This is a genomic window from Paenibacillus sp. GXUN7292 (assembly GCF_050864975.1).
Taxonomy (GTDB): Bacteria; Bacillota; Bacilli; order Paenibacillales; family Paenibacillaceae; genus Pristimantibacillus.
Window position 1 is genome coordinate 20,932 of the sequence record NZ_JBOZWO010000019.1, and the last position, 18,066, is coordinate 38,997.

20 protein-coding genes and 1 riboswitch are annotated in these 18,066 nt (G+C 45.8%); of the genes, 19 read left to right on the forward strand and 1 reads right to left on the reverse strand.

The genetic code is table 11. From position 1 onward, the window contains the following. From ACRRU2_RS16020 to ACRRU2_RS16035, 4 genes are all read left to right on the forward strand, one after another. On the forward strand, nucleotides 1-441 hold the full coding sequence (locus tag ACRRU2_RS16020; protein ID WP_331698618.1) for a stage V sporulation protein AB: 441 nt from the start codon (nucleotides 1-3) through the stop codon (nucleotides 439-441). 29 nt (nucleotides 442-470) lie between these two features. Beyond that, entirely contained in the window at nucleotides 471-2,192 is a 1,722-nt protein-coding gene (locus ACRRU2_RS16025) for a spore germination protein (protein WP_432503215.1), read from the forward strand. Nucleotides 2,193-2,270: 78 nt separating this feature from the next. Beyond that, entirely contained in the window at nucleotides 2,271-3,602 is a 1,332-nt protein-coding gene (lysA, locus tag ACRRU2_RS16030) for a diaminopimelate decarboxylase (protein WP_432503217.1), read from the forward strand. Nucleotides 3,603-3,654: 52 nt separating this feature from the next. After that, on the forward strand, nucleotides 3,655-4,086 hold the full coding sequence (locus tag ACRRU2_RS16035) for a peptidylprolyl isomerase (RefSeq protein ID WP_331698621.1): 432 nt from the start codon (nucleotides 3,655-3,657) through the stop codon (nucleotides 4,084-4,086). A gap of 380 nt (nucleotides 4,087-4,466) precedes the next feature. Further along, nucleotides 4,467-4,667, forward strand: a riboswitch (FMN riboswitch). A gap of 47 nt (nucleotides 4,668-4,714) precedes the next feature. On the opposite strand, the gene ACRRU2_RS16040 is transcribed toward ACRRU2_RS16035, so the two are convergent. Next, nucleotides 4,715-4,900, reverse strand: a complete 186-nt coding sequence (locus ACRRU2_RS16040; RefSeq protein ID WP_331698622.1) for a hypothetical protein — start codon at nucleotides 4,898-4,900, stop codon at nucleotides 4,715-4,717. Between the two features lie 47 nt (nucleotides 4,901-4,947). On the opposite strand from ACRRU2_RS16040, the gene ribD reads away from it, so the two are divergent. The 15 genes from ribD to ccsA all read left to right on the forward strand — a co-directional run bounded on the left by ribD (nucleotide 4,948) and on the right by ccsA (nucleotide 18,051). Continuing rightward, complete coding sequence (gene ribD, locus ACRRU2_RS16045) at nucleotides 4,948-6,060, forward strand: bifunctional diaminohydroxyphosphoribosylaminopyrimidine deaminase/5-amino-6-(5-phosphoribosylamino)uracil reductase RibD (RefSeq protein WP_432503324.1); 1,113 nt, start codon at nucleotides 4,948-4,950, stop codon at nucleotides 6,058-6,060. Nucleotides 6,061-6,066: 6 nt separating this feature from the next. Beyond that, nucleotides 6,067-6,726, forward strand: coding sequence for a riboflavin synthase (gene ribE / locus ACRRU2_RS16050; protein WP_432503219.1), 660 nt, complete (start codon nucleotides 6,067-6,069; stop codon nucleotides 6,724-6,726). Between the two features lie 20 nt (nucleotides 6,727-6,746). Next, nucleotides 6,747-7,955, forward strand: coding sequence for a bifunctional 3,4-dihydroxy-2-butanone-4-phosphate synthase/GTP cyclohydrolase II (locus ACRRU2_RS16055; RefSeq protein WP_331698625.1), 1,209 nt, complete (start codon nucleotides 6,747-6,749; stop codon nucleotides 7,953-7,955). Between the two features lie 203 nt (nucleotides 7,956-8,158). Then, nucleotides 8,159-8,632 carry a 6,7-dimethyl-8-ribityllumazine synthase gene (gene ribH / locus ACRRU2_RS16060; RefSeq protein ID WP_331698626.1) on the forward strand — a complete coding sequence of 158 codons (474 nt, stop codon included), beginning with the start codon at nucleotides 8,159-8,161 and terminating at the stop codon, nucleotides 8,630-8,632. A 33-nt stretch (nucleotides 8,633-8,665) separates the two neighbouring features. Then, complete coding sequence (locus ACRRU2_RS16065; RefSeq protein WP_331698627.1) at nucleotides 8,666-9,448, forward strand: segregation and condensation protein A; 783 nt, start codon at nucleotides 8,666-8,668, stop codon at nucleotides 9,446-9,448. After that, nucleotides 9,417-10,016: an SMC-Scp complex subunit ScpB gene (gene scpB, locus ACRRU2_RS16070; protein WP_331698628.1), complete on the forward strand. Its 600-nt coding sequence runs from the start codon at nucleotides 9,417-9,419 to the stop codon at nucleotides 10,014-10,016. The genes ACRRU2_RS16065 and scpB overlap by 32 nt, the downstream gene beginning before the upstream one ends. Nucleotides 10,017-10,075: 59 nt before the next feature. Continuing rightward, a complete protein-coding gene (locus ACRRU2_RS16075; protein ID WP_432503223.1) occupies nucleotides 10,076-10,765 on the forward strand; it encodes a DUF2953 domain-containing protein in 690 nt (229 codons plus the stop codon). Beyond that, nucleotides 10,738-11,169, forward strand: a complete 432-nt coding sequence (ytfJ, locus tag ACRRU2_RS16080; protein ID WP_331698630.1) for a GerW family sporulation protein — start codon at nucleotides 10,738-10,740, stop codon at nucleotides 11,167-11,169. The genes ACRRU2_RS16075 and ytfJ overlap by 28 nt, the downstream gene beginning before the upstream one ends. A 179-nt stretch (nucleotides 11,170-11,348) precedes the next feature. Next, complete coding sequence (locus ACRRU2_RS16085) at nucleotides 11,349-12,449, forward strand: D-alanyl-D-alanine carboxypeptidase family protein (RefSeq protein WP_432503226.1); 1,101 nt, start codon at nucleotides 11,349-11,351, stop codon at nucleotides 12,447-12,449. Between the two features lie 46 nt (nucleotides 12,450-12,495). Continuing rightward, nucleotides 12,496-13,179, forward strand: a complete 684-nt coding sequence (locus ACRRU2_RS16090; RefSeq protein ID WP_331698632.1) for a nucleoside recognition domain-containing protein — start codon at nucleotides 12,496-12,498, stop codon at nucleotides 13,177-13,179. Continuing rightward, nucleotides 13,172-13,708 (forward strand): spore maturation protein, encoded by a 537-nt coding sequence (locus ACRRU2_RS16095; protein ID WP_331698633.1) that lies wholly within the window; start codon nucleotides 13,172-13,174, stop codon nucleotides 13,706-13,708. The genes ACRRU2_RS16090 and ACRRU2_RS16095 overlap by 8 nt, the downstream gene beginning before the upstream one ends. 54 nt (nucleotides 13,709-13,762) lie before the next feature. Then, nucleotides 13,763-14,506, forward strand: coding sequence for a pseudouridine synthase (locus tag ACRRU2_RS16100; protein ID WP_331698634.1), 744 nt, complete (start codon nucleotides 13,763-13,765; stop codon nucleotides 14,504-14,506). Between the two features lie 84 nt (nucleotides 14,507-14,590). Then, entirely contained in the window at nucleotides 14,591-15,118 is a 528-nt protein-coding gene (gene resA / locus ACRRU2_RS16105) for a thiol-disulfide oxidoreductase ResA (RefSeq protein WP_432503229.1), read from the forward strand. 12 nt (nucleotides 15,119-15,130) lie between these two features. Further along, the gene (gene resB / locus ACRRU2_RS16110) at nucleotides 15,131-16,795 is read left to right on the forward strand and encodes a cytochrome c biogenesis protein ResB (RefSeq protein ID WP_432503231.1); all 1,665 of its coding nucleotides are present in this window, start codon (nucleotides 15,131-15,133) and stop codon (nucleotides 16,793-16,795) included. Further along, nucleotides 16,792-18,051 (forward strand): cytochrome c biogenesis protein CcsA, encoded by a 1,260-nt coding sequence (gene ccsA / locus ACRRU2_RS16115; RefSeq protein WP_331698637.1) that lies wholly within the window; start codon nucleotides 16,792-16,794, stop codon nucleotides 18,049-18,051. Before resB ends, ccsA begins: the two co-directional genes overlap by 4 nt. Nucleotides 18,052-18,066: the final 15 nt, after the last annotated feature.

An 18,066-nucleotide genomic window follows, 5' to 3' on the forward strand; every position in this document is an offset into this window, starting at 1 on the left:
ATGGCGGGCTGGCTGACAGATGTTGGGCTTAAAGTATTTACCATCATGCTCGGAATATCCGGCGGCATAGCAGTAGGCAGCGGACTGGTCGCTCTTTTAATCGTATTTGATATGATTCCTCGCCTGGCTCAGCTTTCCAACGCTTTTCGCATGTCTATCTGGTTTGAGACAGCCATTATTAGCGGCACCCTGTATTGGACACTGGCGGATTTTCTTAACTTTAAAATGGGGCTGCCATCCCGGATGCTGCAGGCCGGCGCAGGGTTTCTCGATGGCATTTTTGTAGGGATGCTGGCCGCCGCGCTCACTGAGGTCATGAATGTGATTCCGATTTTTGCAAAGCGCCTGCGGTTGTCGCGCTATATTATCGCGCTTGTGATGGCGATGGTGCTGGGCAAAATAACCGGCTCCTTATTTGACTGGCTAGTTTATCAGCAATAAAAACAGAAATTAGGAAGGGGCCCATACCAATGACTAATGAAAAGAATAACAATAAGGAACAAGGCCAAAATGCAGATAATCAAAGCAGCGGCAAACAAATGATTCAGATCCTCAGAAATGGTGATACACTGCCTCCCAAGCCGGTAATTGCAAGCAAGCAAAAACGGGAAAACACCTTACAAAAAGAGAAGCAAAGCAGCAAAAAAACGGATCAAAACGACCAGGTGAAGCCCGATAAAAAAAGTAAAAATGACAGCAGTATAAATAAAGACGACAAAAACGGCAAAAACGATGAAATATCAACCAGTCTTGATCAAATCAAAACAAGATTGAAGGATGAGGTTGGCTACGAAATAAGCTTTGATATCGTCGTGCGGGAAATGACGATCGGAGATAAGCCGATTATTTTGTTTTATATGAATGGCCTTGTCAACAGCGAGCTGCTGACAGATGTGCTGAATCGTCTTACCTATGTGGATAAAGAGGAGCTTGGAGAACGCACCTATTATGACTTTTTGAAGCGCTACATACCTTCTAACCAGGCTTCCAAGGAAGAAAGCTGGAACAGCATGCTTACAGCTGTGCTGTCTGGCGCTGCGGCATTGTTTATTGAAGGCGAGCAGGCGGCAATTATTGTCGATGCAAAAGAATTCCCTTGCCGGAGTCTGGAGGAGCCTTCCCTTGAAAAGGTAGTGCGCGGCAGCCGCGACGGCTTTAATGAATCTTTAATGATCAATATTACACTTGTACGCAGAAGAATTCGCGATCCACAGCTTCGCTATGAGCTTATTCGTGTTGGTGAACGAACGCAGACGGATGTTTGCATAGCTTATCTTGACGATATTGTAGATAAAGAAATGCTTGAAGCTTATAAAAGCAAAGTAAAAGGCGTCTGTCTTGATGGATTGCCGCTAGCCGATAAGCAGCTGGAGGAAGCGACGGTCAATCGCGGTTGGAATCCTTTCCCTCTCGTACGATATTCAGAAAGGCCGGATACAGTATCCGAGCATTTGCTTGAAGGCTCGATGGCGGTTTTTGTTGATACTTCGCCGAGTGTGATGCTTTTGCCCACGACGTATACGGATTTGATCCAGCACGCTGAGGAGGCGAGGCAAACCCCGTTTATTGGAACGTATTTAAGATGGGTACGATTTTTTGGCATTTTGGCGTCGCTGATCATGCTTCCGCTTTGGCTTTTGTTTGTTACTCATCCTGAATTCAAGCCGGCGATGCTGGAGTTTCTTGGTCCTGAGAAGGAAGGGAAAATCCCTCTAATTTTGCAATTTTTAATTGCTGAGCTCGGTATAGACCTGATGCGAATGGCTTCGGTGCACACGCCATCCTCCTTGGCGACTGCCATGTCCTTAGTAGCGGCTATTTTGATTGGAGATATCGCTGTCAAAACAGGCTTGTTCAATAACGAAGTTATTTTGTATATGTCTGTTTCTGCGGTCGGCATGTTTGCGACGCCAAGCTATGAGCTTGGGCTAGCCAATCGTATCGTACGGCTTGTGCTTTTAATTGCCGTAGGGCTGTTCGGTGCGACAGGATTCATTGTAGCAATTACCGTGATCCTGCTGTTCCTGGTAGGGGCACGCTCGCTGAATCGCCCTTACATGTGGCCGTTCATACCATTTGACTTTAAAGCCGTATTATCGATAATTGTACGCAAACCTGTGCTGCTTAGTCGAAAAAGGCCGAAAATTTTACGAACACAGCAGCGCGATAAGATGCCGGAGGCAAATTCATGATGCAAATGCATAGAATATTGCGTTATACTATTAGGTATAAATTCTAACTGTAAGTAGGTAGAAAGTTGAGGGGAAACAATGGACTTGCACGGAACTAGTATAATTAATGACAAAGGACATCTTCAAATTGGCGGCTGTGACGCAGTTGACCTCGTTAGCCGATTTGGCACGCCATTATATGTAGTAGATGAGGCGCTAGTCAGGTTACGGGCCCGTCAATTTAATGAAGCATTTCAAGCTTCCGGATTGAAATATCAGGTTGCATATGCGAGCAAAGCGTTTAGCGTTATGGCAATGTGCGTTATCGCAGAACAGGAAGGGCTGTCGCTGGACGTCGTTTCTGACGGCGAGCTTTATACGGCGCTGCAGGCGGGCTTCCCGGCGCAACGCATACATTTTCATGGCAACAACAAAACAATAGCAGAGCTGGATATGGCTTTACATGCAGATATCGGCTGCTTTGTAGTTGATAACTATTACGAGCTGGAGCTGCTTAATGAGCGTGCTGCGCTGCAGGGCAAAACAGCAAATATTTTGCTTCGCATTACACCGGGCGTAGAAGCCCATACGCATGATTATATTTCAACGGGCCAGGCGGATTCCAAATTTGGCTTTGATCTGGGCAACGGGTCAGCGGAAGATGCGATCATACGAGCATCCGGCTATTCTCATTTGTCTCTTCTGGGTGTTCATTCCCATATCGGCTCGCAAATTTTCGAGGTCGAAGGCTTCAAGCTTGCAGTCGAAAAGCTGTCCCAGTTCGCTATTCGCATGAGAGATCAGCATGATATTGCTTTTACGGTTCTTAATGTGGGCGGCGGCTTCGGCATCCGTTATACTGCTGAGGATTCACCGCTCCCTGTCAAGGAATATATTGCTGCAATCGCAGATGCCGTGATTACGAATTTCAATTCGGCAAAATATGACATCCCGGAAATTTGGATCGAACCAGGCCGCAGTATGGTGGGCGATGCCGGAACAACCTTATATACGGTAGGTTCTACAAAAGACATTCCTGGCGTTCGCAAATATGTCGCTGTTGATGGCGGAATGACAGATAATCCCCGTCCTGCATTGTATCAGTCCAAATACCATGCGATTTTGGCTAATCGGGCAACTGATAGCAATGAAGAGACCGTTTCGATCGCGGGCAAATGCTGTGAGAGCGGCGATATGCTAATATGGGATTTAGAGCTGCCGAAGGTTAATGCGGGCGATGTGCTTGCTGTATTCAGCACAGGAGCCTATAATTATGCCATGGCGAGCAACTATAATCGGATTCGCCGTCCTGCAGTTGTATTTGTTAAGGATGGGGAAGCCGATGTCGTAGTAGAGCGAGAATCGCTGCAGCAAATTACGTGCAACGATGTTGTCCCCGCAAGATTGCAAAAAACTTCACTTGCGAAATAAGGGGAGAATTGGTAACGTAGTCTTATTAGCACATAGAGAGGAAGATTAAATCATGGCAAAACAAGCAAAAATTACTTTGGCAACAGGAGAGGAAGTTATCCTTGACCTGTTTGATCAAGATGCACCAAATACAGTAGCAAATTTCGAAAAGCTTGCTAATGACGGCTTTTACAACGGTCTTACTTTCCACCGTGTTATTCCTGGCTTTGTAGCGCAGGGAGGATGTCCTAACGGTACTGGAACAGGCGGTCCCGGCTACCAAATCAACTGCGAAATCAACCCGAACAAGCATGAGCGCGGTACGCTTGCAATGGCGCATGCTGGACGTAATACAGGCGGAAGCCAGTTCTACATTTGCTATCAGCCGCAGCCGCATCTTGACGGCGGACATACTGTTTTCGGCAAAGTAGCTAAAGGCATGGAGTTTGTTGACGCGTTAAAAGGCGGAGATAAAATGACTAAGGTAGAAGTTTACGAAGTTTAAAATTGGAAGCCCCGCCTTTGCTGGCGGGGCTTTGTTTAAAATATAAGAGACTGTCGATTCATTGTGGGCAACTATTGATAAGCAATGAGAAAGGGGAAACGGAGAGCAAGATTGGAAATGGAGAAGCGGCAGCGTCCGCCTTTGTAGGCCAATTTTATCCTTTACACCGGGTTATTTATTCATAAAAATTAGACTACAACAGCGGTCGGAATCCCAATCTTGATCGCAGTGATACCCCTTTCTATTGCTTGTTGCAACTATCCACAATGAATCAATCAATAAGTTCCTTTAAAAAAGCAATAAAGAAATTAAATCCAACCAATACGGTTGAATTTTACGACGTTTAGTGGTAAGATGCAAATAACAATTTTATTAGATCAGCTTTCCTTCGGGGTGGGGTGCAATTCCCAACCGGCGGTGATCGGCAAGTATTCATGGAGCCAATGGGCTGCAAGCTTGCCGTCAGTCCGTGACCCGTATTAATGATTATTTCTTGCGAGAGAAGTAATGCAGTACATTTTTACGGTGGACCTGGTGCAAATCCGGGACCGACAGTATAGTCTGGATGGGAGAAGGAGAAGCGTCGACAGCTATGATTAGAATTTCACTCTACTACATGTGCATTTTTTCACATGCAGCTTGAGCAGAGCTTTTCTTTCATAGAGATCAATTGGGCACCGCTGCTGCGGTTTCTTTGTGAACGGCTCAAAGCCGATATCACTATATAAGAGCTGCAGTAGACAATCGTATGCCTTAATACATGGACGGCAGGGCCGCTCTTTGTTATTTGATCTGCATATGTTGACTTTCTCATAACCAATCACCCCTTTCGGTAAGCTGCCGATGGGGGTTTTTTTATTGATGGATGTTCTAAGCGATGAACATTATATGCGAATTGCGCTTGAGCTTGCAGCAGCAGCTTCAGGACAAACCGGAACGAATCCAGTCGTCGGCTGTGTAGTCGTCAATGAAGGCAGAGTTGTAGGCATGGGCGCGCATTTGAAGCAAGGGGAGGCCCATGCGGAAGTACATGCGCTCCAAATGGCCGGCGAGCTTGCCCGCAATGCCACCGTATACGTTACTTTGGAACCATGCAGCCATTACGGAAGTACGCCGCCGTGCAGCGATAGAATTATTGACGCAGGCGCAGCCAAGGTTGTGATTGCCTCGCTTGATCCTAATCCGCTCGTTGCAGGAAGCGGGGCTGCCAAGCTTAGAGCGCGTGGCATCGAAGTTGTTGAGGGGGTTATGCAGCGTGAAGCTCAGCTGCTTAATGAAAAGTTCAATCATTATATTACAACGGGCTTGCCATTCGTTACGATAAAGACAGCCAGCACGCTAGACGGCAAAATTGCCAGCCAATCGGGCGACAGCCGCTGGATTACGGGAGAAAAGGCAAGGGCGGAGGTGCATACGCTCAGACATCAGCATGAAGCGATTATGGTGGGGGTTGATACCGTAATTGCGGATGATCCTTCACTTACGACCCGAGCTGTTGTTCCTGCGCTGCACCCAGTTAGAATTGTGGTCGACTCCAGCTTAAGAATACCGCTTGAGGCGAAGCTGCTGTCTGATCAGCTGGCACCGGTTATTGTGCTTACAACTTCTCGGGCAAATCAGGAAAAACTAGCTGGACTGACAGAAAAAGGCGTGCAAGTGATTAGCTGCGGCGAAGGTCCCAAGGTTGATTTGGCCGTGGCAATGAAAAAGCTTGGAGAGCTTAAAATCAGCTCTATTTTGCTTGAAGGCGGCGGCAAGCTGAATGGGGCCATGCTTCGCGCAGCGCTTGTCAATAAAATTATAATGTATTACGGTACGAAAATTATAGGCGGCTTTCATTCGCCCAGCTGCTTTGCTTTTGAAGGGATAGAGCGCATGAGCGATGCGATTGAACTGGACAATGTTGCTGTGTCTATGGCTGGAAATGATATTTGTGTTGTCGGCTATCCCGTGTATCAAGCTGAGAGGAGGTAATTTGCGATGTTTACGGGTCTTGTAGAGGAATTAGGGAAGCTTAAGTATATAAAGTCGCAAGGCGAGGCGCTTCTGTTGACGATCTCAGCAAGCAAAATATTGCAAGATGTGCAAGTGGGCGACAGTATTGCAGTCAACGGCGTCTGTCTTACCGTAACATCCTATGATTCAGTCTCCTTTATAGCCGATGTTATGCCGGAAACCTTTCGTCGAACGACATTGCAGCATTTAAAGCCGGGTGATTCGATTAACGTGGAGCGCGCAATGAGCGCTTCAAGCAGATTTGGCGGACATATCGTTCAAGGCCATGTAGATGGCGTCGGTAAGGTCGTATCCAGAGTAATAGATGCCAATGCGGTTGTTTTTACGATTCGTCCGAGTGATCCAGACGTATTTCGATATATTATCCCGAAAGGCTCTATTACAATTGATGGTATTAGCTTGACAGTCGTAGAAGCGGATGGCGATATTTTTTCAGTATCGATTATTCCGCACACTTTGGCTGAAACTGCGCTTAATGACCGCAAGGCTGGCGCCGAGGTCAATCTGGAGTGCGATGTAATTGGCAAATATGTAGATCATCTTCTGCATTATAATAAGCCGGCTAAAAAAGAGAAAGGCTCAAGTATTACTGAAAGTTATTTAGCTGAGCATGGCTTTATTTGATCCTATAGGAGGGGAAAGAAATGAGACAAGAAGATGAAAATATGTTTGATACGATTGAAGCGGCAATCGAGGATTTGAAGCAGGGCCGTCCTGTTATTGTCGTAGATGACGAGGATCGGGAAAATGAAGGAGATCTGGTAGCGCTGGCTGAGAAGTCTACTCCTGAAATTATTAATTTCATGATAACTGAGGCAAGAGGCTTGGTATGTGTGCCTATTACGCCAGAGCGTGCCGAGCAGCTCGACCTTACGCCGATGGTAGCGCATAATACAGATTACCACGGTACTGCATTTACCGTATCGGTTGACCATATTAGCACATCGACTGGCATATCTGCCTATGAGCGTTCGCAATCCATCAAGGCGTTAATTGATAATACGACCAAGGCGGGGGATTTCCGCAGGCCGGGACATATATTTCCGCTAATAGCGAAAGCCGGCGGTGTATTGCGCCGTGCCGGACATACCGAAGCGGCTGTTGATTTAGCTACTTTATGCGGTTCAGCGCCAAGCGCTACGATATGCGAGATCATTAACGATGACGGCAATATGGCCCGCTTGCCTGATTTGATTGAATTTAAAAAGAAGCATGGCTTGAAGCTGATTACGATTGAAGAACTGATCCGTTATCGCAATGAGAAGGAAAAGCTGGTTGACCGCGTCGTAGATATTAAGTTGCCTACAGATTTTGGCGATTTTCGAATGGTTGCCTATACGAACCAGGCCGACGACAAAGAGCATGTAGCCTTAGTTAAAGGCGAAATTGATCCTGATAGACCTACGCTTGTCAGAGTTCATTCCGAGTGTCTTACCGGCGATATCTTTCATTCGCATCGCTGCGATTGCGGTCCGCAGCTTGCTGCTGCCTTGCAGCAAATTGAAGAAGAGGGCACTGGCGTGCTTCTTTATATGCGGCAGGAGGGCAGAGGCATCGGCTTAATTAACAAGCTTAAAGCCTATGCTTTGCAGGAGCAGGGACTCGATACAGTTGAAGCAAATTTGAAGCTGGGCTTTGCGGCAGATTTACGCGAGTATGGCATCGGAGCGCAAATTTTAAAGGATCTTGGCGTGTCGAAGATGAAGCTGCTGACAAACAATCCGCGCAAAATTAGAGGGCTTGAAGGCTATGGCCTTGAAGTGGTTGAGCGCGTGCCGATCAAAATGGAGCCTAATGAAAGCAACCGCGGCTATTTGCAAACTAAAAAAGCAAAGCTTGGTCATATGCTTTAATAGCTTAGTTCCCAGAAGAGCTTCGCTGTTTAATCCTTGAAAATTTAGCTGTTTAACAAACAATTATGCAAATATACAAGGATAAACGGCTCCGCCGTCCTTTTGAAAGGCGGCGCGTTTACCGATGAAATATAGAATCAGGATAAGTTAAAAACTTATACTTTCTATTATTTCAAAAAAAACATTGAGAGGAAGTTAAGAAGATGGTACGTTATTATGAGGGAAAATTAGTTTCTGACGGTTTGAAATTCGGTGTTGTTGTAGGTCGTTTCAATGAATTTATTTCAAGCAAGCTGCTTGGCGGCGCGCTTGATGCTTTTAAACGCCATGGCGCAGAGGAAAGTGAAGTTGAAGTAGCTTGGGTTCCTGGCGCTTTTGAAATTCCGCTAATGGCACAAAAGATGGCTGAAAGCGGCAAGTATGACGCTGTTATTACATTAGGCGCTGTTATTCGCGGCTCTACACCGCATTTTGATTATGTTTGCAACGAAGCTGCAAAAGGAGTTGCAGCAATTGCTCTTAAAACCGGAGTACCCACTATATTTGGTGTGTTAACTGTAGATTCAATTGAACAAGCAATTGAGCGTGCAGGCACAAAAGCAGGAAATAAAGGCTATGAAGCAGCGGTTACCGCTATTGAAATGGCTAACTTAACGAAGCAGTTTCAGCAATCCTAATACCTGAGCTGCTTCTAGCAGGAGGTTGCACTCGTGTCAGTGCTATACAAGCTGGAAACGTTCGAGGGTCCTCTAGATTTGTTGCTCCATTTGATCGACAAGGCAGAGATTGACATCCACGAGGTTTCAATTAGTGAGATAACGATACAATATATGGATTATTTGCACGCGATGCAGGAGCTAGAGCTTGAGGTAACTAGTGAGTTTCTTGTAATGGCGGCGACGCTGCTTGCGATGAAGAGCAAGCAGCTGCTGCCTAAGCCGCCTGTATTCGAGGAGGAGGATTACTCGGATTGGGAGGATTATGAGCTTGATCCTAGAGACGAGCTTATTCAAAAGCTGATTGAGTACCGCAAATACAAGCAAATAGCAGAGCAATTGCGCGATAAGGAGCTTGAACGCAGTCTTGTGTATTCCAGAGAGCCTGAGGATATGACTCCTTATTTGAAGAATAAGGAAGTTAATCCCGTGGAAGGCCTCCACGTTTCTGATTTGATCAGGGCTTTCCAGAAGGCGCTGCGCAGAGCGGCCAGACGCAATATTATTGCGACCGTGCATCGGGATGAAATATCTGTAAAGGATCGGATTAACGATATCGTTCAAGTGCTGCGAAAATTCGAAACGGTGCGTTTTTCCAAGCTCATTAGAACGAATATGAATCGCCATGAGATCGTTGTTACTTTTTTGGCAATTTTAGAGCTTATGAAGATGAAGCATATTCGTTGTTTTCAGCATGAGCTGTTCGAGGATATCGTGATTCACTGGAGAGGAGAAGCTTTGCTGGATGGAATATCAGAAGTTGAAGTCGATTATTGAGGGTCTTCTGTTTATGGCTGGCGATGAAGGGCTGACTAAGCGCCAATTAGCAGATATTATGGAAATTGATGCTGATTTCGCGGTCGATTTAGTATATGATTTACAGCGTGATTTGGAGCGTGAAGAACGGGGCATACAAATAAGCGAGGTTGCTTCATCTTTCCGGCTAACTACGCATAAGGATCACGCTGCTTATTTCGAGCGGATGGCCTATACGCCGACGCGTGCCCAGCTGTCACAAGCTGCGCTTGAGACGCTTTCCATTGTTGCCTATCGGCAACCCATTACAAGAATTGATATTGAAGAAATTCGCGGTGTCAAGAGTGAACGTGCCATACATACTTTAGTATCGAAGGATTTAATTGAAGAGGTAGGACGTGCGGAAGCGATTGGCAGACCGATTTTATATGGCACAACAAAATCATTTCTTGATTACTTCGGTTTGCCGTCCTTGAAGGAATTGCCTGAGCCGAAGGGTGATTTGGAGGAAGGCTTGGAAGAAGAAACTCAGCTATTATTCGAACGTCTTGAAGGCACGCAAATGACAATTGACGAAATGAAAGAATGAGATAAGACTGTTAGGTCATACTATATCCAATGTAATTTGGGATGAAAGGAAGCATGCTTATGCTGATGAACCCATATGCTTGGATTGTGGCCGGCAGTCTCTTTTTTTTGATTATAGCGATTGTTGTCTGGTTTTCCCCCATTATTATTGAAGGAAGCTATCGCAGACATGAGAACAAAGACGAAGCCTTCATAAAAATAAGCGGATTATACGGTTTAGCTCATTATAAGCTGTCTATTCCTGAAATGCGCGTTAAAGGGCTAAAATTATTTGTGAAAAAAATGTCAACGGTTCAGCAGCCGATATCTACCAATAAAAACCGGTCCGATGAGGCGATTTCCCCAAATGATATTTCCAATTACTTGGATACGGCTAAACGAATTATGCACGCTACAAAGGACTTGACCCAATGGATGAAGCGGGCGATTCGGCGTCTGGAGCTGAAGGATTGGCGATGGCATACCTCTGTTGGAACAGGAGATGCAATGTGGACTGCGATGATTACTGGAGGTTTTTGGACGGTTAAAACGACGCTGGTAGGCTTTTTGTCGCAGCATATGCGATTCAAAGCATTGCCTACAATGAAAGTGGAGCCTGTATATTCACATCCTTCTTTTTCAACTCAATGGTCATGCATAGCTGAAATTCGCTTCGGCAATGCTATTGTTGCAGGACTTGCACTTATTGTCCGTATGCTGAAGGAGAAAGGAGGAGTTAAAGCATGGCAGAGCATCCTATTCAAGGCTTGATGCAAACAGCAATGGAAAATATTAAACAAATGGTCGATGTGAATACAATTGTCGGCGACCCTGTACAAACTCCGGACGGTTCGATTATTATGCCGATAAGCAAGGTGGGGTTTGGTTTTGTAGCAGGCGGAAGCGATATGAGCTATGAGTATCATGAGCATTCCGATGCAAATAACGCTTCTGTTGCACTTCCGTTTGGAGGCGGGAGCGGCGGTGGTGTATCGATTACGCCTATCGCTTTCTTAGTTGTAGGCGAGCAAGGCGTAAAGGTTGTACCGCTTGATAATCAGACCCATCTGATTGAGCGTGTCATTGACTATGCACCGCAAATGCTGGACAAATTCCAATCTTGGATAAAATCATCCAGCAGTACGGAAGTTGTCAAGACGACCGTCATTGATTAGAAAATAATAAGCTGAAAAATAAAAGAGCTGTCAGCACTGAACCTGGGTGCTGACGGCTCTTTTTCCCTCCCATCGCCATTGGACGAGTATACTCGCTAATGTACAAGCATATACTTCTATATATGCTGGTGGAATAAACAAGCTTTAGCTACAAGCATTTGAAAGGAGCGGCTTACATTTTGAGTTATTTTGCATCCAGACAGCGGCTTATTCATTTATTGTTATGCATCATGATTGGTTTAGGCAGCTCTTTGACGGTTAGTGATACGGTGCTAGCGGACCGATCAGCCAAATCAAGCGCTGATGATCTCAATGAAGTAGATACAAGCGCAAAAGCCTCCGCATTGATTGACGTTACTTCAGGCAGGCTGCTGCATAGTGAAAATGGCGACAAGCCGATGAGAATTGCCAGTCTTACTAAAATTATGACAGCTATTGTTGCAATTGAGCACGGTAATTTGCAGGATATGGTCAAGGTTAACAAGTCGGCTGTCGGCAAGGAAGGCTCATCAATTTATATTCAGCTGAACGAGGAAATGAGCTTATCCAATTTGTTGTATGGGCTTATGCTCCGTTCCGGCAATGATGCGGCGGTCGCAATAGCTGAGCATGTTGGCGGTTCAGAGGAGGGCTTTGTTCATCTGATGAATGAAAAAGCCAGCTATATCGGTCTTGCTAACACTTCATTTAAAAATCCTCATGGTCTGGACCAGGACGGGCACTATTCCACGGCCAACGATTTGGCAGTGCTAACGGCTTATGCGCTTAAAAATAAGGCGTTTGCTGAAATTGTGAAGTCCAAGGAGAAAACAGCCCCAAACCCGCATGAGGATTGGGACTATCGCTGGAAAAATAAAAATAAAATGCTTACTTTGTATGAAGGAGCGGACGGGGTGAAAACAGGCTACACGAAAAAAGCATTGCGTTGTCTCGTAAGCTCTGCGACCCGTAATAAGCATCAGCTTGTAGCAGTAACGATAGCTGCCGGCGATGACTGGAATGACCACCGATTAATGCTTGACTGGGGATTCGAGCATTTCAAGCTGGAGAAGCTGGCGCAAAAAAACAAGCAGCTGCGCGGTTATCCTTATCAGGCGGGACAAACTTTTTATTATCCGCTTAAGCAAGTTGAAGCTGAACAAATTGAAGTAAAGGTAATTCCTTTTAAGGACGTGAAGCCATTTCGCTTTGGAATGCGCGGCAAGATGGAGTGGTACCTGAACAACGAGGCAATCGGCTCTATACCAATTTATGATGCGAAGGGCATAGCCGGCTATTAGCCTTAACTATTACTTAATATTACGCTCAAACGGGGGAGGAGAGCGCGTGGTAAACTGGATCTGGTTATTTTTTATTGCGAGCAGCGTTATTGTTGCTGCGGCGACTGGAAAGATGGAGGCTGTTACCCAAGCTGCGTTTGATGGCGCAAAGTCGGGAGTAACAGTCAGCTTTGGTTTGATTAGTATTATGGTTTTTTGGCTCGGCATGATGCGGATTGCGGAGGACGCTGGATTGCTCAGCAAGCTGGCTCGTTTAATGAGTCCTATAGTTACGCGTTTATTTCCTGATGTACCAAAGGGACATCCTGCGCTTGGCTACATTATGAGCAATTTGAGTGCAAATATATTTGGCCTTGGCAATGCGGCAACGCCAATGGGCATTAAAGCGATGCAGGAGCTGCAAAAGCTTAATAAGGATGAAACGACGGCAACGCCGGCAATGTGTACGCTGCTGGCTTTGAATACATCAAGCATAACGATCGTGCCTACAACATTAATCGCCATACGAATGAATTATGAGTCGGCCAACCCCGCCGAAATAATAGGCACCACTTTAGCAGCGACCTTTATAGCAACGGCTGCGGCCATATTAGCGGATCGCTGGTATCGCCGCAAAGCATCTTCCTCCCCGCCGCACGGTCCGGACATCAAAGGAATTAAAGGGCGGGCTCTGAAAAAGTCAGACGACAGCCAGATGCCGGCGCCGGGTGGGGGTGGAAAGCTTGTATGAACTATTTTCTCAGCTTTCGATTTGGCTGATTCCTTGTTTGATCGTTTTTATTCCGCTGTACGCGGCTATGCGCCGCAAAGTTCCCGTTTATGAAACCTTTGTAGAGGGCGCAAAGGACGGCTTTGGCACAGCGATAAATATTATTCCTCATTTGGTAGGCATGATGGTAGCAATCAGCATGTTTCGGGCATCCGGAGCTATGGAACTCATTCTTTCTGGCGTCAGGCCGCTGTTTGATTCGCTAGGCATTCCTAGCGAGGTGCTGCCCCTAGGCTTGCTGAGGCCCCTCACAGGAGCGGGCTCGCTTGCGTTTACGGCTGATTTGATTCAAACCTACGGTCCTGATTCCATGATTGGCAGAATTGCTTCAACCATTCAAGGCAGCACGGATACCACCTTATATGTGCTGACGGTGTATTTTGGAGCAATAGGCATCCGGCGTTCGCGCTATGCACTAAAAGTTGGATTATTCTCAGATATTGTAGGATTTTTTGCCGCTATTTTTATTTGTTTATACATATTTGGATAGTAGAGCTTGTGATTTATTCTCCATATCGCTATGATGGAGAATGAGGTGAATGAATTGGAACGTTTACAAAAAATACTTGCGCAGGCAGGCGTAGCCTCCAGACGCAAATGCGAAGAAATGATAAAAGCAGGAATGGTTGAAGTCAATGGAGAAAAGGTAACCGAGCTTGGCGTGAAGGCAGATCCTGCGACAGATACAATTACAGTGAACGGAAAGCCGATTCGTAGCGAAAAGAAGCTTTATTTGATGCTTAATAAATCGAAGGGTGTTATAACGAGCGCTCAGGATCCGCAGGGACGGAAGGTAGTATCCGACTTTTTGCCCGGCATTAAAGAAAGAGTGTATCCGGTAGGCAGGCTGGATTATGATACGGAGGGCTTGCTGCTGCTTACGAATGATGGGGAATTTGCCAATAAGCTGACACACCCGAGCTATAAGGTTCCAAAAACGTATTTGGCTACCGTTCGGGGCGTTCCGCATGGCACGCTGCTGGAAAAGCTTGCTTCCGGGATCGAGCTTGAGGATGGCATGACAGCTCCGGCTGAAGTGGAGTATTATGATGTTGATACAGACAATAATGTTGCGACTATTTCCATTACAATTTACGAAGGCCGCAATAGACAGGTGCGCCGCATGTTTGATGCGATTAACCATAAGGTCATTCGGCTTAAGCGCGTAAAATATGGGGAGTTAACGCTGGAAAAGCTTGGCCGGGGCAAATACCGCCATTTAACGGAGCAAGAGGTAAAGGACTTGCTAGGTCAAGCTGACAAGACACATAAAGTTCATAAAAAGTAATCGACGGCGGCAGTAATTGCCGTCGACTTTTCGTTATAATGATACTGGATTGTTGTGAATGCAGAATTGGTGGTGAAAGCAATAATGAAGAAGTCGCGCAGGCCGATGCAGATTGTTATATTAATTGCAGTTTTAATAATTGGCGGTTATGCCATCGGTTCAACGTTGTTTGAGAATGATAAGACAAAGGTAAAGATAGGAGCACCGCCTCCAGATTTTCACTTAGCAGATCTTAGCGGCAGTCCTGTTCAGCTGGCCGATTACAGCGGCAAGGCGCTCGTTATTAATTTTTGGGGCACCTTTTGTGAGCCTTGTGTGACTGAAATGCCTGAATTTGAGCGACAATATGAAAAGTGGAAGGATAAGGGACTAGTTATTGCAGCTATTAATTTGAGCGAAGACACGCTGACAGTGAACAACTTTGTCAAAAGATTCAATCTTTCTTATCCGATCCTACGCGATGTCAATCGAAAAACAGAAAGATTGTATGGCCTTCGATCATATCCTACTACTTTCTTTGTGAAGCCTGACGGCAATATAATGGATATCATAGTAGGCGGCATGACTGAAGCAGCTATCGAGCAGCGAGTTACTCTACTGCTTGAGCAATAGGAGGTAGTTGTTTTGCTTAACATCAAAAACACAAAGTGCGAGTGCGGGCACCAAAATGCAGTGGGCACCGTACTGTGCGAATCATGCGGTAAGCCGCTTAACGAGACGGAAAAATCGAACGAGCCTCTTGAAATGCGCTATGACGGGGTAGCAAGGCGGTCACAGAAAAAAAATCCAAATCCGATTGATCGCGTGTGGAATTTCTTTTCATCAGTCAAAATTGCTATTTATTTAATTGTGATTACACTGGTTACCTCGATGCTGGGTACGATCTATCCTCAGGAAAGCTCTTTTATTAACAATTTTAATCCAGCGGTTTATTATGAGGAATCGTATGGTTTGCCAGGAAAGATTTACTATTTGCTAGGCTTGTCTCATACATATGAGAGCTGGTGGTTTATCACTTTGCTGGTCATGATCGGCACCTCTCTAGTTATTTGCAGTCTGGATCGCGTGCTGCCGCTGTATCGAGCCTTGAACAAGCAGCAAATACGCAAGCACCTTGATTTTATTTTACGTCAAAAAACGGTGTATAAGGCAAAGCTTGATGCTGATGCGGAGGAATGGGTCGAGGCATACGGCAAGCAATTGAAGCGCAAAGGCTACAAAGTGCATCGTGACGGCACAGCGCTCTTAGCCGAAAAGAACCGTTTCAGCCGTTGGGGGCCGTATATTAATCATATCGGGCTTATTCTGTTTTTGCTTGCTATACTGGCGCGAAGCATTCCAGGCTGGCAGATGGACAGCTATGTGACTGTTCCGGACGGCGACACGGTTCATATTACTGGCACCCCGTATTATTTGAAAAGCGAGAAGTTTACGGTAGAGTTCTATGAGGATGATGAGCTTCCAGACAGCTTGAAAGGACAAAATCGCGCCAAGCTCTTTAAGACAAGCGCTGTATTGTACACTTGCACCAGCAATTGCGGAGATCCGCTTCAGGAGCCTGTACTGGAAGAATTGAAGCGGCATGAGATTATCGTTAACGAGCCTCTAGTATACAAGGGGCTTAAGCTTTATCAGTTTGATTTTGACCTGACGCCCAGATTGAACGCTGTTCATCCGACGCTGTTCAATAAGGAGACGGGAGAGGCTTACGGATCATTTGATCTTCCTATGAAAGAAGCAGCCCTGCATCATGAGGTTGGACCGTATACGCTGGATTTGGTTGCAAACTATATGGAGTTTGCGCTGGATAGCAACGGTAAGCCGACGACGCTGTCGAGGGATCCGATTGCTCCTGCATTCGTATTCAGCATCAAAGGGCCAGGCCTTGATCCGGAGGGCGAGCCTTATATTTACTTCCCGATGCAAAAGGATAAAGTGCGCTTTGCTCAGGATGTAATCAATGGCAAGCTGGCTGAAAAGCTGGAAATTAGAGTGGATGGCATGGAAAATGTTAATTTTTCTGAGGCGACAACCTTCTTGAATGTAAGAATTGACAAGGCTGTTCCTTATTTATGGATAGGCGCATTTTTCTCCATGCTTGGCCTTTTAATGGGCTCTTACTGGCAGCATCGCAGAATTTGGCTGCGCGTTGATGACGGCGAGCTGGCACTTGGAGCGTATACGAATAAAAATTGGTATGGCATGAGGGCGGATGTTGCAGCCGCTTTGAAGCAAATGGGTACTGAAATAGATCCTAAGCTGCTTGATAATGGAGGGAACAAAGGATGAGTTTGGTTGAACTAAGCAATAATGCGTTTTTAGCCGCATTTTTCTTGTATTGCTTTGCGTTTATGTTTTACGGGATTGCAATTATGGGTAAAAGGTGGAGCAATCGTAATGTGGAGCAGCATGAAAAACGCTGGGGACGCATCGCATTTATAGTATCCTCTGCAGGGCTGGCTGCCCACCTGGCCTTCTTCTTCTTGAGATGGATAGGCAGCGGCCAGATTCCAACCAGTAATATGTATGAATTTATTACGTTTCTTGGCATGGCTATTATGATTGCCTATACGATTGTTTATTTTATATACCGCAAGCCGCTGCTTGGCATGTTTGCCCTGCCGCTGACAATTATTATTATTGCATACGCATCTGTATTTCCGCAGGAGGTACAGCCGCTTATCCCGGCGCTTAATTCGATTTGGCTGAAGGTGCATGTTACGACTGCAGCGCTCGGCGAGGCATTTTTTGCAATCGGCTTTGCAGCCGGACTAATGTATTTGCTGCGCGTTGTCGATTTTAAAGATAAATCCAAGAAGTCGCGCAAAGCACAAAATTGGCTCGAATTCACACTTTATTCTATCGTATTAGTTGTCGGTTTTATTATTGTTGTGTTTGCCTTTAGAGGCATGGGATATTCAGCTGAGTTTTTAGAAGAAAAAGTAATGATAGACAGCCGTGGACAAGATAGCACGATCACTGAAAATGTGCATTATACATTGCCGCCGATCGTAAAGCCTTATAACAGTCAGACGGTTTCCGTAGATTCTTTCCTTGGCATGGATAAGCCGCTTATGGAAGCGCCTTACTGGATGAATGGCGTAAACGCCGGCCGAAAGCTGAATACAGTAGTTTGGTCGATTATTGCCGGTTCTCTATTATATGGCTTGCTAAGATTAGTATTCCGTAAAAAATTAGGGGCAGCTATCAGTCCGGCGCTTGAAGGCATAGATCCGGATGATCTGGATGAAATCAGCTATCGCGCGATTGCAATAGGCTTTCCGATCTTTACATTAGGCGGATTAATATTTGCAATGATATGGGCAGACATTGCCTGGGGCAGATTTTGGGGCTGGGATCCAAAAGAGGTATGGGCGCTTATTACATGGCTGTTCTACAGCGCATATTTGCATTTCAGACTATCGCGCGGCTGGCAAGGCTTTAAATCTTCATGGCTAGCTGTAATTGGATTTGTTATTGTATTATTTACCCTAGTAGGCGTAAACTTAATTATAGCAGGTTTGCACTCTTATGCTGGCGTATAAGAGGAGCTATAGACG

What these genes read in the sequence shown, in the direction of transcription:
- lysA (WP_432503217.1), top strand. Translation starts at nt 2,271, where the DNA reads ATGGACTTGCACGGAACTAGTATAATTAATGACAAAGGACATCTTCAA.
- ACRRU2_RS16025 (WP_432503215.1), top strand. Translation starts at nt 471, where the DNA reads ATGACTAATGAAAAGAATAACAATAAGGAACAAGGCCAAAATGCAGAT.
- ribE (WP_432503219.1), top strand. Translation starts at nt 6,067, where the DNA reads ATGTTTACGGGTCTTGTAGAGGAATTAGGGAAGCTTAAGTATATAAAG.
- scpB (WP_331698628.1), top strand. Translation starts at nt 9,417, where the DNA reads ATGGAATATCAGAAGTTGAAGTCGATTATTGAGGGTCTTCTGTTTATG.
- ytfJ (WP_331698630.1), top strand. Translation starts at nt 10,738, where the DNA reads ATGGCAGAGCATCCTATTCAAGGCTTGATGCAAACAGCAATGGAAAAT.
- ACRRU2_RS16020 (WP_331698618.1), top strand. Translation starts at nt 1, where the DNA reads ATGGCGGGCTGGCTGACAGATGTTGGGCTTAAAGTATTTACCATCATG.
- ACRRU2_RS16055 (WP_331698625.1), top strand. Translation starts at nt 6,747, where the DNA reads ATGAGACAAGAAGATGAAAATATGTTTGATACGATTGAAGCGGCAATC.
- ACRRU2_RS16035 (WP_331698621.1), top strand. Translation starts at nt 3,655, where the DNA reads ATGGCAAAACAAGCAAAAATTACTTTGGCAACAGGAGAGGAAGTTATC.
- resA (WP_432503229.1), top strand. Translation starts at nt 14,591, where the DNA reads ATGAAGAAGTCGCGCAGGCCGATGCAGATTGTTATATTAATTGCAGTT.
- ACRRU2_RS16075 (WP_432503223.1), top strand. Translation starts at nt 10,076, where the DNA reads ATGCTGATGAACCCATATGCTTGGATTGTGGCCGGCAGTCTCTTTTTT.
- ACRRU2_RS16040 (WP_331698622.1), bottom strand. Translation starts at nt 4,900, where the DNA reads ATGAGAAAGTCAACATATGCAGATCAAATAACAAAGAGCGGCCCTGCC.
- ccsA (WP_331698637.1), top strand. Translation starts at nt 16,792, where the DNA reads ATGAGTTTGGTTGAACTAAGCAATAATGCGTTTTTAGCCGCATTTTTC.
- ribH (WP_331698626.1), top strand. Translation starts at nt 8,159, where the DNA reads ATGGTACGTTATTATGAGGGAAAATTAGTTTCTGACGGTTTGAAATTC.
- ribD (WP_432503324.1), top strand. Translation starts at nt 4,948, where the DNA reads ATGGATGTTCTAAGCGATGAACATTATATGCGAATTGCGCTTGAGCTT.